Origin of the sequence: Acinetobacter dispersus, assembly GCF_009884975.1 — a bacterium.
Taxonomy (GTDB): domain Bacteria; phylum Pseudomonadota; class Gammaproteobacteria; order Pseudomonadales; family Moraxellaceae; genus Acinetobacter; species Acinetobacter dispersus.
Map to the genome: position 1 here is coordinate 2,971,002 of NZ_CP041970.1, position 12,701 is coordinate 2,983,702.

9 protein-coding genes are annotated in these 12,701 nt (G+C 43.6%); 2 read left to right on the top strand and 7 right to left on the bottom strand.

Annotation, left to right across the window (positions count from 1 at the left end; genetic code table 11):
- Positions 1-103 precede the first annotated feature (103 nt).
- Complete coding sequence (locus FPL17_RS13685; RefSeq protein ID WP_004801828.1) at positions 104-1,318, top strand: amino acid aminotransferase; 1,215 nt, start codon at positions 104-106, stop codon at positions 1,316-1,318.
- Between the two features lie 58 nt (positions 1,319-1,376).
- On the opposite strand, the gene dld is transcribed toward FPL17_RS13685, so the two are convergent.
- From dld to lldP, 4 genes are all read right to left on the bottom strand, one after another.
- Positions 1,377-3,083, bottom strand: coding sequence for a D-lactate dehydrogenase (gene dld, locus FPL17_RS13690; RefSeq protein WP_159885562.1), 1,707 nt, complete (start codon positions 3,081-3,083; stop codon positions 1,377-1,379).
- A gap of 276 nt (positions 3,084-3,359) precedes the next feature.
- Entirely contained in the window at positions 3,360-4,505 is a 1,146-nt protein-coding gene (gene lldD / locus FPL17_RS13695) for an FMN-dependent L-lactate dehydrogenase LldD (protein WP_159885564.1), read from the bottom strand.
- Positions 4,502-5,236, bottom strand: coding sequence for a transcriptional regulator LldR (gene lldR, locus FPL17_RS13700; protein WP_266095752.1), 735 nt, complete (start codon positions 5,234-5,236; stop codon positions 4,502-4,504). The genes lldD and lldR overlap by 4 nt, the downstream gene beginning before the upstream one ends.
- 37 nt (positions 5,237-5,273) lie before the next feature.
- Entirely contained in the window at positions 5,274-6,941 is a 1,668-nt protein-coding gene (lldP, locus tag FPL17_RS13705; RefSeq protein ID WP_171519522.1) for an L-lactate permease, read from the bottom strand.
- Between the two features lie 381 nt (positions 6,942-7,322).
- On the opposite strand from lldP, the gene FPL17_RS13710 reads away from it, so the two are divergent.
- Complete coding sequence (locus tag FPL17_RS13710; protein ID WP_159885568.1) at positions 7,323-8,693, top strand: phosphohexomutase domain-containing protein; 1,371 nt, start codon at positions 7,323-7,325, stop codon at positions 8,691-8,693.
- A 52-nt stretch (positions 8,694-8,745) separates the two neighbouring features.
- Here FPL17_RS13710 and galE read toward each other — a convergent pair whose 3' ends face one another.
- Genes galE through FPL17_RS13725 form a run of 3 tightly spaced genes read right to left on the bottom strand, consistent with a single transcriptional unit; the run spans position 8,746 to position 12,690 of the window.
- Positions 8,746-9,762, bottom strand: coding sequence for a UDP-glucose 4-epimerase GalE (gene galE / locus FPL17_RS13715; RefSeq protein ID WP_159885570.1), 1,017 nt, complete (start codon positions 9,760-9,762; stop codon positions 8,746-8,748).
- Entirely contained in the window at positions 9,755-11,428 is a 1,674-nt protein-coding gene (gene pgi, locus FPL17_RS13720) for a glucose-6-phosphate isomerase (protein ID WP_167515418.1), read from the bottom strand. The genes galE and pgi overlap by 8 nt, the downstream gene beginning before the upstream one ends.
- A 2-nt stretch (positions 11,429-11,430) precedes the next feature.
- The gene (locus FPL17_RS13725) at positions 11,431-12,690 is read right to left on the bottom strand and encodes a nucleotide sugar dehydrogenase (protein WP_159885581.1); all 1,260 of its coding nucleotides are present in this window, start codon (positions 12,688-12,690) and stop codon (positions 11,431-11,433) included.
- Positions 12,691-12,701 lie beyond the last annotated feature (11 nt).

Sequence of the window (12,701 nt, forward strand, 5' to 3'; positions counted from 1 at the left end):
ATGCAGTCTTTATTGATACATTATTGGGCATCAAAGGTTCCGCTTCTAAAGCGCCAACCTCCCCAGACATCTATGCACTTTGTTGAAGAAAAGGACATTGTTAATGTTTCAACATATCCCACCTTATGCAGGCGATCCAATCCTTTCATTGATGGAACAGTTCAATGCTGATCCACGTGCTGAAAAGGTAAACCTCAGTATTGGTTTGTACTATAACGAAGACAGTATCGTTCCTCAGCTTGATACCATTATCGAAGCGCAAAAACGTATTGCACCTAAAAATACGCAAACCAAGCTTTATTTACCAATGGAAGGTTTCAAACCTTACCGTGATGCGATTCAAGCCTTATTGTTTGGTGCAAACAGCCCTGCAATTCAACAAGGTCGTGTTGCAACGATTCAAACGCTTGGTGGTTCTGGCGCATTAAAAGTCGGTGCAGACTTCTTAAAAACCTACTTCCCAAATTCAGAAGTTTGGGTCAGCCAGCCAACTTGGGATAACCACGTTGCGATCTTCAACGGTGCAGGCATCAAGAGCAACTTCTACCCGTACTTCGATGCTGAAACACGTGGCGTTGATTTTGACGGGATGTTGTCTACGTTAAAAACATTACCAGAACAAAGCATTGTGTTATTGCATCCATGCTGCCATAACCCAACAGGTGCAGACTTGAACCCAGCACAATGGGATCAAGTCATTGTGGTATTAAAAGAACGTAACCTGATTCCATTCCTCGACATCGCGTATCAAGGTTTCGGCGATGATATGGAACAAGATGCTTATGCCATTCGTGCATTAGACCAAGCAGGTCTAAACTTTATTGTCAGCAACTCGTTCTCTAAAATCTTCTCACTTTATGGTGAGCGTGTTGGTGGTTTGACTTTCGTATGTGACGATGCGGAAGCAGCAAAATGCACATTCGGTCAGTTGAAAGCAACGGTACGTCGTATCTACTCTAGTCCACCTACAACAGGTGCTTGGTTGGTTGATCAAGTGTTAAATGATGCTGATCTCAATCAACAATGGCAAGGTGAAGTGAAAGAGATGCGTGAGCGTATTATCAAAATGCGTAGCATCTTAAAAGATGAGCTAACTAAAGCCCTTCCTGAGCGTGACTTCAGCTACCTTGTGAACCAAAAAGGGATGTTTAGCTACACAGGTTTAACGGCTGAGCAAGTGGACATTCTTCGTGAAGAATATGCAATCTACTTGGTACGCAGTGGCCGTATCTGTGTTGCAGGTCTGAACATGAACAACGTATACAAAGTTGCCAAAGCAGTGGCTGAAGTTTTAGCAAAATCTGCTGCAACAGCTTAAGTTGTAACGCATAAAAAAGGCGCTTGATGCGCCTTTTTTATTGCCTGTTTTTTTAGATTTAGGACTTGGCCTTACCCCAATACTTCAATTTAGAAGTCTGCCCAATCCCGACATTAAAACAATTATTCGGATCAAGCTTTTGATAAAAATTCACCAATGCAGGCTTGGCAATATACAGATGACCGACATTATGCTCGGCAGGATATTCAGCACGGCGCGCATCCAGCAAATGCCACATCTGATGTTCCATCGCTAAAGGATCATTGCCCTTTTTAAGAATGTAATCCTGATGAAAAACATGACAAAAAAAGTGTCCATAATAAAGTTTATGAATGATCTGCTGTTCCATCTCCGTAGGCAACTGCTCGACCCATTCACGGTCATTACGACGTAACGCAATGTCGAGTGCCACAATATCCTCAACCTCATCCTGATGGGTATCGCGATAACGAATCGCTGCACCTGCCACGGCAAAACGATGCAAAAAGGCTTTACGCCCTTCCTCAGCATCGCAAAGGAAGAAATTACCGGAAGCATGCACCGCAAAATAGTCTTGTAAGAATTGCTCGGTCTGGGCTTTGCAATTGTTCTCGACTCGTAACATCAGATGATGCTCATAGCGATCACGATATTCGGTCATCCGCTTAGGTAGATGGCTCGGTAACAAGGCCGTGATCGCCTGTAGAATATGATCGGTTAGCCCTTTGATTTTAAATCTTTCTAAAAAGCCATCGACCTTATCCTTGAATGCAAAGGCTTTCGGTACATTGGCGGTGCCAAATTTCTCAATAAACAGGAAGGTATCTTTACCGTATTTTTCACCGATATGATACGCATCACGATGGATGTATTCCCCTGCAATCGGCAGGCTTGGCAATGAAGTCAGTAAATAACGACGAATCGCAGTCAGATCATCGGCATCATTTGTACCAATATAAAACACACTGCTTTCTACCTTTTCATAGGTATCCAGACGCACTGCAAACACACAGACTTTGCCTGCCGAACCCGAGGCTTCAAACAGGCGTGAAGGATCGGCATTAAAACGTGCAGGGCTGTCGGCATCGACTTGAGTGACGTCTTGCGCATAGCGTTGATCGGATGCCTGCTTTTCAGCATCATCTAAAATATCTGTCGCTTGATATTGTTGTTGCTCTAAACGAGTCAGGATTTCTTCTGGGCTTGAACCTAAATTCACACCTAAATGGTTGACCAATTCCAACTGACCTTGGGCATTGACCTGTGCATACAGCGCCAATTCGGTATAGGCAGGCCCTCGACGTACCAAGGCACCGCCTGAATTATTACAGACCCCACCCAATACCGAAGCGCCAATGCAGGAAGAACCAATCACCGAATGCGGCTCACGATCATAGCCTTTTAATATCTGCTCCAGATTGTCCAAAGTCGCCCCCGGCAAACAGATCACCTGCTTACCCTCATGAATCACTTGAATCCCTTTTAAACGACGGGTACTCATCACCAACACAGGTCGGTCATAATCATCACCATAAGGCGTTGAGCCACCGGTCAGCCCCGTATTGGCAGCTTGCATGATGACAATACAGTCCGCTGCAATCGCCGCTTGCAGCACCTGCCACTGTTCCAGCAAGGTACCCGGGATGACCACTGCAAATACTTTGCCTTCACCAAAACGACGGCCCTGACGATACTGGCGAGTACTTTGATCATCACTCAGTACATGCTGACGTCCAACAATCTGCTGTAAACGATCAATCACCACTTTGGGAGAAAATGTTTGCATGATGGCTCCTTTGGATCATCTACATAAGATACTGAAAATTATATTGAAAAATACAATTTAAAAAATTTAAATCCCTTACAGATACTATCGCGGTTGGCGGCAGGGATGCCGCCTGCTTCGATGCGGTAGCAAGGACGTACCGTCATCGAAGCAAAGGTTTTTGGTTACTTTTTTAAAAAGTAACGTCTGTTAACGACTTATATCGAACTTTTCTCGATAAGACTCCGTCGCGTCAATCTCATCAGAAATAGACAAGCGATGTATTAATACGAAAATTTAGAGCTTCAAAGCCTGTACCAAACAATCCGCCTTAATCTCTTGAATCGACTTAGCACCCGTCAACGTCATTGCTACCCTCATTTCCTTCTCAATCAAATCCAGCAAATTCGATACCCCTTGCCCACCTGCCGCCGCCAAGGCATACACAAAAGCACGTCCCAATAACACCGTATCCGCACCTAGGGCTAACATACGAACCACATCCAGACCATTACGGATGCCTGAGTCTGCCAAAATCGCTAGATCACCCTTCACCGCATCAGCAATCGCAGGCAAGGCACGCGCAGAAGACATCACCCCATCGAGCTGACGGCCACCATGATTGGATACCACGATGCCATCAGCACCAAAACGCACTGCATCCTTAGCATCTTCAGGATCAAGAATGCCCTTAATCACCATCGGGCCATCCCAAAACTCACGAATCCACTCCAAATCTTTCCATGAAATTGATGGATCGAAATTAGAGCCTAACCAGCCGATATAATCTTCAAGCCCTGTTGGTTTGCCTAAATATTTCGAGATATTGCCCAAGTCATGCGGACGCCCACACATCCCAACATTCCATGCCCAATGTGGATGCAACATCGATTGCAGATAACGACGCATCGCTGCATTTGGTCCACTCATGCCTGAATGTGCATCACGATAACGCGCCCCCGGTACAGGCATATCTACGGTAAACACCAATGTCGAACAGCCTGCAGCTTTGGCACGTTCCAGAGCATTGCGCATAAAACCACGATCACGCAAGACATAGAGCTGGAACCACATTGGACGCTGAATGGCAGGTGCCACTTCCTCGATCGGACAAACTGAAACCGTCGATAAAGTAAACGGAATGCCTTTTTGATCCGCAGCCACTGCGGCCTGTACCTCACCACGACGTGCGTACATACCGGTTAAACCGACTGGAGCCAAAGCCACTGGCATCGACAAGGTTTCATTAAACAGTTTAGTTTCCAGACTGAGTGCCGACATGTCATTCAGCACCCGCTGACGTAAGGCAATTTCAGACAGATCCTGCACATTGCGCTTTAAGGTATGTTCCGAATAGGCGCCACCATCGATATAGTGAAATAAAAAGGGCGGTAAACGACGTTGTGCCGCAGCACGATAATCATTGCCAGAAGAAATAATCATTTTGAATCAACTCTAGTTAAACGTGTTGCACGTTTCTGGCGAGCTTCATCTTCGCCCAGCGCACGTACATGATTAATCACAAATTCAATATGACCGCACACCGCTTGGCGTGCAGCCTCGGGATCTTGACGATCAATCGCATCCATCACCTGAAAATGCTGCTCACTGAGCAAGTCACCATTAACAGGATGGTTATAAACTTTGTTACGCCCAAGCAAGACGTTGTATTGCAACAAGTCAAACAGACTGCGCATCATCTGGATCAACACAATATTGTGTGAGGCCTCAGCAATCGCTAAATGGAATTCCGCATCCGCCACTGCTGCCTGAGCCGAATCCCCAGCATTTTGATGGCGGCTAATCTCATCAAAATAATGATGGATTTTGGCGCGATCTTCAGGTGTTGAACGCAATGCCGCATACCATGCTGTTCCACCTTCCAGTATCAAACGGGCTTCTTGCACATCGAATCGATACAGCGGATCTTCTTCAATCAAGTTACTGATTGGGTTCACAATCAACTGTTGTGACCATTGCTCAGGCAACTGTTGAATATAGGTGCCATCACCGCGACGGCTACTGAGCACACCCTGACTATTCAATTGCTGAATCGCTTCACGTAAGGATGGACGAGATACGCCTAAGCTGGTCGCAAGTTGACGCTCAGCAGGCAACCGATCACCTTTTTTCATCTGGCGCTGCTCAATGAGTGCCTGTAATTTCATGACCACTTGATCGGAGATTCTCATCACATTTCCTTGATTAGAGTTATGGAATCATCCACGGCACCAGATAAGCCTGTACCGTGACGATGATGCCAACAAAGACTGTAAATATGATGCTATGTTTTACCGTGAAACGGAACAGGTCCGATTCTTTTCCAACCAAGCCCACGGCTGCACAGGCAATCGCAATCGATTGCGGTGAAATCATCTTGCCGGTTACACCACCACTGGTATTGGCTGCGACTAGTAACACTTCTGGAATCCCAATTTGCTGGGCTGTGGTCGCTTGCAATGCGGAGAACAGCGCATTCGATGAAGTATCTGAACCGGTCAGGAATACACCCAGCCAGCCCAAGAATGGCGAGAAGAAAGTAAAAGCATGTCCCGTATGAGATAACGCTAAAGCCAAGGTCGCAGACAAACCTGAATAATTGGCAATAAAAGCAAAGGCCAATACCATGCCGATCGAATAAATCGGGTTTTTTAACTCATTTAATGTTTCAGCAAAGGTACTAACCGCGTCACGGGTTTTCATTTTCAGGAAAATGATGGTAATAATCGCGGCAATAAAAATGGCGGTCCCTGTCGCAGAGAACCAATCAAATTTATAGATTGCTTCATAAGCGGTACTTTCAGACACAATCGGTGGCATTTTTTCCACCAACTTATGCAGATAAGGCACTTCGATTTTAAAAATCCAATTGGCCAAGGCACCGTCTTTGGCAAATAATGACTTGAAGGGTTTGATACTCCAAATCGTCACCATTACGGTCAAAATCATAAACGGCGACCATGCTTTGGCAATCTGCACAATGCTATAACGCTGTTGTGATGAGGCCGCATGGCTGGCTGCTTGTTCATCAGTCATTTCAAAACGGAAAATATGTTTCGGTTTCCAGACACGGAACAGCAAGGTCAAACTGACCAATGAGGCAATCGCAGCGGTAATATCAGGTAATTCTGGTCCCAAAAAGTTTGAAGTCAAATATTGCGCAATCGCAAAAGCACTACCACCGACCAATACCGCAGGCCACGTTTCTTTCACGCCACGCCAGCCATCCATGATGGCCATAATCCAGAACAGCACAATGATGGTTAAAAAAGGCAATTGACGCCCCACCATCTGGCTGATTTCCATGGTATCGACACCCGACACCTGCCCAGCCACAATAATCGGAATCCCCATCGCACCAAAGGCCACAGGCGCCGTATTCACAATCAGACAGAGGCCCGCAGCATATAGCGGTTTAAAGCCTAAGCCGACCAATAGAGCTGCTGTAATGGCGACTGGTGCACCAAAGCCTGCCGCACCTTCTAAAAAAGTCCCAAAGGCAAAACCCACCAACAGCATCTGTAGGCGCTGATCTTCGGTAATCGACAAAATACTGGAGCGAATCACATCAAACTGCCCCGTTTTTACCGAAATTTTATACAGGAACACGGCCCCGATAATAATCCATGAGATCGGCCATAAACCGTAAAAAAAGCCATAAACCACGGAAGCAAATGCCATTTCAGCTGGCATTTGATAAAAGAATAAAGCAATCAACATGGCAATCATCACGGTACAGGTTCCCGCGACACTGCCCTTCATACGAAAGACCGCCAACGCCAAAAAGAAGAAAATAATTGGGATCAACGCGACTGCACTGGATAGCCAGATATTATTTAAAGGGTCATATAGTTGTTGCCACACATTTAGCATTCTCATCTCCTTGAAATGCTGGGCGTCATTTTGTTTTTACTTCGATATTTAACAAATCTTCACAATATTGGTATGACCAATATTTAATAAATCAGCAAATCTTACTCATTCGCAACCTTTATGCATCTTAATTATATGAATTCTCAGGATCAACCCTATCACCGCAATCATTATTGGTATGACCAATAATAATTAAAAATAAATCAATCCTTTTGCTCTGCTCTACTTATTTCACATTCGACTAAAGTCTGATAAAACAATTGCCCTCATGACTAGAGCCAAATTCAACTTAGATCATCAGCCGATAAAGAACTATAAATATGACTTCTTGGCGATATCTGTATAATGTGTTCACAACTCAAATCACATCACTATGAATTGAACAATATGACTCAACTGACTTGTTTTAAAGCCTACGATATTCGCGGCAAACTTGGCACAGAACTCAATGAAGAGATTGCCTATAACATTGGTCGTGCCTATGGACAGATCTATCAACCTAAAACCGTCGTGATTGGTTGTGATATCCGTTTAAGTAGTGAAGGTTTAAAACAGGCGACAATTCGTGGCTTGAATGATGCAGGTATCAATGTGCTTGATTTGGGCATGACTGGCACAGAAGAAGTCTATTTCGCAGCTTTTCATTTGGATGTACAAGGCGGGATCGAAGTGACTGCCAGCCACAACCCAATGGATTACAACGGCATGAAATTGGTGCGTGAAAATGCACGTCCAATCAGTGCAGAGACTGGTCTTAAAGAGATTCAGGCACTGGCTGAATCAGGCCAATTCGCTGAAGTTATCAATAAAGGTACGACGCAAAACTACAATATTTTGCCTGAATTCGTGGATCACCTGCTCACTTATATTGACCCACAAAAAATTAAACCACTCAAATTGGTGGTGAATGCAGGGAACGGTGCAGCAGGTCATGTGATTGATGCGATTGAACAAAAATTCCAGCAACTGAATATTCCAGTGGAATTTATTAAAATCCACCATGAAGCTGATGGCAACTTCCCAAATGGTATTCCTAACCCGATCTTGGTTGAAAACCGTGACAGTACCCGTGATGCCGTGCTGCAACATCAGGCTGATATGGGCATTGCCTGGGATGGTGACTTTGACCGTTGTTTCCTGTTTGATGAAAAAGGGCAGTTTATCGAAGGTTATTATATTGTGGGTTTATTGGCACAGGCCTTCCTGATCAAACAATCAGGTGAAAAGATTGTGCATGATCCGCGTCTAGTCTGGAATACCTTTGACATCGTCGATCAATACCAAGGCATCGCTGTACAATCAAAATCTGGACATGCTTTCATTAAAGATGTGATGCGTGAGCAAAATGCGGTTTACGGTGGTGAAATGAGTGCACATCACTACTTCCGTGATTTTGCTTACTGTGACAGTGGTATGATCCCTTGGTTACTGACCATTGCCCTGCTCTCTGAAACAGGCAAATCACTTTCAACGCTGGTTGAAAATATGATTGCCAAATTCCCATGTAGTGGTGAAATCAATTTTAAAGTAGCTGATACCCAAGCAACGGTACAAAAAATCTTTGATCATTATGCTGATCAAAATCCACAAGTAGACCGTACTGATGGTGTAAGCCTTGATTTTGGTGCATGGCGCCTGAATGTCCGTGCATCAAATACAGAGCCATTACTACGCTTGAACATTGAAAGCCGTGCCGATCAAAATCCACAACCAATGCAGCACTATGTAGATGAATTAACCGCTTTAATTCAGGGTTAATTTATTCCAAATAAAAAAGGAGCATATCGCTCCTTTTTTATTTGCTTGGTATTTAGTTAAAACCGTTGGGATTCTGCTTCTGCCAATTCCAACTATCTGCCAGCATATCTTCCAAAGTATATTGTGGCTGCCAACCAAGCTCAGCTTTAGCTCGCGAAGCATCTGCATAAAATGCGGCTAAATCTCCGGCTCTCCGCTCCGCAAATTCTGTTGGAATCTCAATCCCATTCACTTTCTCAAAGGTTTCTTTAATTTGTAGAACGGAAATTGGAGCGCCTGTTCCAATATTCCAAGCTCGGCAACCTTTATTGTTGAGACGATTGGAAACAGCCAGCACATGAGCTTTCGCCAAATCGACCACATGGATAAAGTCCCGTTCACAGGTACCATCTTTGGTTGGATAGTCATTGCCAAAAATCGACAGTTTTTCACGACGTCCTACCGCTACTTGTGTGACATAGGGCATGAGATTATTTGGAATCCCTTGAGGATCTTCCCCAATCTGCCCACTTTTATGTGCACCGACTGGATTAAAATAACGCAATAAAGCAATCGACCATTTTGAATCAGCGAGCGCTATTTTTTCTAGCATCTGCTCAATAATTAATTTGGTATAGCCATAATTATTATTGGGTAAACTCAATGGCATCTCTTCCTGATAAGGAGATGGATTCAGCTCCCCATAAACGGTTGCAGATGAACTAAATGCTAAGCTAAAAACACCCGCTTTTTCCATTGACTTGAACAATTGAGCACTGCCAGCAATGTTATGATCAAAATATGCCAAAGGAATTTGCTGACTCTCACCTACCGCTTTTAAACCTGCGAAATGAATTACCGCATCAATCTGATGATCTTGAAAGACTTGGTCTAACTCAACTTGATGACGGATATCCCCTTGTACAAAAATTAGCGATTTATTTGCCAGCTTCTGTACTCGACGCAAAGCTTCTTCAGAACTATTAGAAAGGTTATCAAATACAACCACTTCATGGCCTGCATGGAGTAATTCTAAACAAGTATGCGAACCAATATAACCCGCACCACCTGTGACTAAGATTTTAGCCATCTGTCTTTCCTAACAATATTCTAAGTAGACCTTGAGTTGATGTATCAAAAGAAGATAGATCATCTTGTTCGCGGTTTAGAATCGGTAATAGCTGATTGGCAATTTCCTTACCTTTTTCAACACCCCACTGATCGAAGGGATTGATATTCCACAATACCGACTGCACAAATACTTTATGTTCATACATCGCAATCAGCATCCCTAAACTATAAGGATTCAGTTCTTTGAGTAAAATAGTTGAACTTGGCTGATTACCTTCATATTGTTTATAGGCAGGTAAATCCTGTAATTCATCTGCTGCCAAAGCTTGATTACCAAAAGCCAATAAGCGTGACTGAGCCAAACAATTCGACAAGGCCAGATGATGCTGTTCGATCAAGGCTTCTGCACTTTCAGCATAGGTAAATTGATTGGCATTATAACGTTTTACAGGTGCAATAAAGTCACAGCTGACCGAATGTGTCCCTTGGTGCAGCAGTTGATAAAATGCATGCTGCGCATTGGGCCCCACTTCGCCCCAGACAATTGGGCATGTTGCTGACTTTACTTTCTCACCATTACGCTGAATGGATTTACCATTGGACTCCATTTCGAGCTGCTGCAAATAAGCTGCGAAATACTTGAGTCGACCATCATAAGGCAATACCGCGTGGGTCTGGATATCCAGAAAGTTATTGTTCCACGCGCCTAATAAGCCCATTAATACAGGAATATTCTGCTGAAATGGCGCTGTTTGAAAATGTTGATCAATAGCATAAGCACCTGCTAATAACTGCTTAAACCCCTCTACACCAATGGTCAGTGCAATCGGCAAACCAATACATGACCACAACGAATAACGGCCACCGACCCAATCCCATAGCAACAGCTGCTTATCAGCGGCAATGCCCCATTCCGTCATTTTTTCAGGTTTGGTCGAGACCCCAATAAAATGATTCTGCAGAATTTTTTCATTCTGTCCAAGCGACTTTTCTAACCATTGACGAACCGTTTGTGCATTCGACAAGGTATCAATGGTGCCAAATGACTTGGAAGAAATAATAAATAATGTCGTTTCTGGGCGCAGCTGATGTAGCAGGTCAGATAACTGACTGCCATCCATAGTCGAAACGAAATGTACGTCCAGAGGTTTTGCCGTGGCGATCTTGAAATCAGACAAAGCATGGGTAACCATAACAGGTCCCAAATCAGATCCGCCAACCCCAATATTCACCACATCTTGAATGACTTCACCCGTTGCCCCACGGTATTGACCCGCATGAATTTTATCAACCAAGCTATACATGCGTTCAAGCTGCTGGTGCACAGCTTGATTAATCTCAGTAAAATCCGAATGAGATTGAGGTAGGCGTAATGCCCAATGCATCGCGGCCCGATGCTCGGTATAATTAATCTGTTCAGAAGAAAATAATGTCTTGATCCATTGTTTTAAATCTTGTGCCTGAGCCAAGGCAACCAAACTATTTAAAATATTCTGATCGAGGCGATGCTTACTAAAATCTAAAACAATCTGATCAAATTCAACCGAAAAATGTTTAAAGCGTGCAGGATCAGCTGCAAATAATTCTTTGAGATGGATATCTTTAATTTGCTTTTGCAAAGATGATAACTGCTCAAGTACTGACGCTGGCTCCTTAACGGTAAAGGGCTGAATCTGTTTTATCATCATTAACGCCCCACGCCCATATATGCAAAGCCTTGTAATTTTACATAGTCTGGGTCATAAATATTGCGACCATCCAAAATTAAAGGATGCGCCATCAGCTGTTCGAGTTGTTTGAATTCTGGGCTCCAGTATTGTTTCCATGCGGTTAATACACACAGACCATGCACATTTTTCACTGCATCATACTGATCATCACAGAGGACTAAATCCTCACGTTGCCCATACATCTGTTTAATTTCATCCAAAGCTTGTGGATCATGTAGATGAACCGTCACCCCTTGTGCCCACAATGCTGCTAACATTTGGTGAATAGGCGACTGCTGAATACTTGATGTATTTTCTTTAAAAGAGGCGCCCCAAATCGCTACTGATTTACCTTGCAAATCACCATGATAGTAATTCCAGAACTTACGGAACAGGATTTCTTTTTGTTGCTCATTGATGTCCCAAACTTGGGCAAGTAACTGGCTTTTAACCCCAGTATTTGCAACGGTGTTTGACAAGGTCAAGATATCATGAGAAAAGTTTTCACCACCAAAACCTGCACCCGGCGCTAAATAAGCCGAACCTATACGGCTATCAGCAGCCATACCTTGACGGACTGAAGCAATATCAATCCCGAGTTTTTCTGCCACAACAGCCAAATCATTAATGTAGCTGATCCGTGTTGCCAACATGCCAGAAATGCTGAGTTTGGTAAACTCAGCATCTAAAATCGGCATAAACAAATATTGTTGTTCCAAGGGGAAAAATGGTCGAAGCAATTCTTTCACTTTGCTTTGAACTGCAACTTGAGTGCATCCTACAATCAATTGCTTAGCTTGGGTCAGACTATGTAAAGCATTCCCCTCTTGGATGGTATCTGGTAAATAGACCCAGTCATCCTCAGACAGAATTTGCTTAAAGTGCTCAGTACCCTGCAAACCAAAAGTGGATGCATTGATCATCAGCTTAGGATGAATGATTGGGCGTAGTTTCAACGACTGCAATAATTGAAAAACTTGCTGTTCTTGTGTTTGGTTAAAACTAAATAAGTAAGCATCAATATCTAAAGGAATACCCTCTAAATCTCGATAATTTAGAAAACCACTATTACGCTGTTTCTCTAATAAACGACTGACATTTTCATCATGAAATGCATATTGTTGATCAGCAGAATGATCATCGAGATGGGAACACCAATAAACAAAATGCCCAGATTCAGACAATAATGCAGACATGACGCCTGCATATAAAGTATTACCAAAAATTGCAACTTTCATAACCACATGCC